A 2,588-nucleotide genomic window follows, 5' to 3' on the forward strand; every position below is an offset into this window, starting at 1 on the left:
ATTCTGGTTTTTATTGCATTCCAATCGCAGGCAGGACTTAATTGAAAATAAAATGGTGCATCTGGCTGGCAGATCTTACGTCCTGACTCCCCTTTTTTCTTGATAAAAAAGGGGCAAAAAATCAAGGTCCCGATAGGCAACATTCAACCACATCACAGATGTGGGAATTTTGCCATCGGGATAAACTTCCGATTCCCTATTCTGTTGCAGCAGCTCGCTCCAGATGAGAATCAAAACTCGGCCCTGCGGACCTCAAGCAGTTGATTCTCATTGGCTTCCGCTTGCTGGCAGTGTGGACGCAATTGCATTCGAATGCCGCAAACTGCCTGTCATGTCGGCAGTTCCGGGATCAGGTAGCCAGGTACTCAGAACCACCGCGCAGGTACTCAAAAAGGCTGCGCAGATATTCAGACAGACAGCGCAGGTACTCAGAAGGCTTGCGCAAATCGTACGCCTGAGAGCGCTGGCAGTGATAGTTTGGGCCAGCATGTACAGATAATTTCAATGGTAAATAAGGATAATTCGTCTTTTTACTTAAGTGGGAAAATAATTAATTGCGGACTGAATGATTATTTATCATATTTTAGACAGGTATTTTCTTCGGTGAATAATTTGATTGTACAAAGAGGTTTATGCATTTAGCATAACAATGAGTTACACTTACTTTTTAGTTTATCAGGTTTTTCATAATCCATAATCACAGAGGAGTGCATCATGTATCAAATAGAAATCAGTCATGATGGGTTACACAAGTATCGTATCATCAAAGGTACAGATAAATACGTAGTGGAACAGAAGGCGCAAGTTCAATTGGCCAAATGGGATGAAATGTGGCAAAAGAAGCAAGAAGAACTCCGGAAAAAAGAAGCCCGTGAACAGGAAGCACGTGAAAAAGAACAAAAAAAGCAACTCGCAAAACAAAAAACTCAGGAAGCCGAAGCATTAATTGAAAATTTAAGCCATGTTTTGCGGCACACGCTTGATATTAATGATATAATTGAATGGGATAGCTTATTAGATTCGACCAAATTTTCAGAGCCTCAACCTGATGATCCAATATATCCCACTGAACCCTATCAAAATCATTCCCAATACGATCCTCAACTCACATTGTTTGATAAATTGATTAAATCACGGAAAGAGGAGAAAATTCAAGCTGCGATAAATAGATTTGACCGTGATCATGCTAAGTGGGAAGAAGAATGTGCTATTATAAAGGAGAAATACGAAGAAGAATTGAATGAATGGAAAGCGGAAAAAAAGGCTTTTTATGATGAACAAGCCGAAAAAAACAAACATGTTGAAGAACAAAAACAGTCGTATTTTTCCTCTGAGCCAGCTGCGATTGTTGATTATTGTGATATGGTACTATCAAATTCAGAATATCCAGACTTTTTTCCGCAAGACTATGAACTGGATTATAACCCGGAAAATAAAATCCTTATTGTGGATTATATCTTGCCCGATATTGATGACATGCCAACGCTTACCGCGGTAAAATATATCCAAAGTCGCAATGAATTTAGTGAAAAGCACTTATCACAAACCGCACTGAATAAGTTATATGATAATTTAATTTATGAGGTTGCTTTGCGCACAATTCATGAACTTTACGAAGCAGACGTGGTGAATGGTATTACATCTATTGTATTCAATGGCTTTGTCCATTCCGTGGACAAGGCAACGGGACAAGATATTTCACCTTGTATTTTGTCTCTTCAAGCTAATCGGGATGAATTTTTGGAAATCAATCTTGCGAAAGTGGAACCCAAGGCGTGTTTTAAGAACTTAAAAGGTGTGGCGAGTGCCAAGCTTCATAGCCTATCACCGGTAGCACCCATTATCCAGATTGACAAAGATGACAAACGATTTGTGTCATCATATGGGGTGTCAGAGGGATTAGATGATACATATAATTTAGCAGCGATGGATTGGGAAGACTTTGAGCATTTGATTCGGGAATTATTTGAACAGGAATTTGTTCAGTCGGGTGGCGAAGTGAACGTCACCCAAGCAAGTCGCGATGGAGGAGTTGATGCCATTGCATTTGATCCGGATCCCATCCGTGGTGGAAAAATTGTTATCCAGGCGAAGCGATATACGAACACCGTTGGAGTGGCGGCTGTACGGGATTTATATGGTACATTGGTCAATGAAGGTGCAACAAAAGGAATTTTGGTCACAACATCAGATTATGGCCCTGATGCGTATCGATTTGCGAAAGGGAAACCAATTTCACTTCTGAATGGGGGCAATTTGCTTCATTTACTTGAAAGGCATGGGCATAAAGCAAAAATTGATATTTTTGAAGCAAAACGCCTTCAGCAAGATAAATAAAAGTAAGACTAACATACATTGAACCGGACAGCATAAGCTAGTCAGCTCTTTGAATTTCATCTTTCTCCGGAATTACCAAAGCCAATTTTTACACTTTATTATTGAAGTTGTTTTCTACAAATTAATCTACATTTCTTAAGTTCGATTGAATGGCATCGGTGTCCGACCGAGGTTTATATTTTGATATTAACCGGGGTTTATCCATCTTATGATATCTCTATTTAAGAATAACAACCATAAAGTTAGTGTAC

General features: G+C 39.5%; 1 protein-coding gene. It reads left to right on the forward strand.

What is annotated here, in order from left to right; all coding sequences use genetic code 11:
- Window positions 1-714: 714 nt before the first annotated feature.
- Window positions 715-2,337 (forward strand): restriction endonuclease, encoded by a 1,623-nt coding sequence (locus tag GF401_19090; protein ID MBD3347165.1) that lies wholly within the window; start codon window positions 715-717, stop codon window positions 2,335-2,337.
- Window positions 2,338-2,588: the final 251 nt, after the last annotated feature.

The sequence above is a fragment of the Chitinivibrionales bacterium genome (assembly GCA_014728215.1).
Classification (GTDB): Bacteria; Fibrobacterota; Chitinivibrionia; order Chitinivibrionales; family WJKA01; genus WJKA01.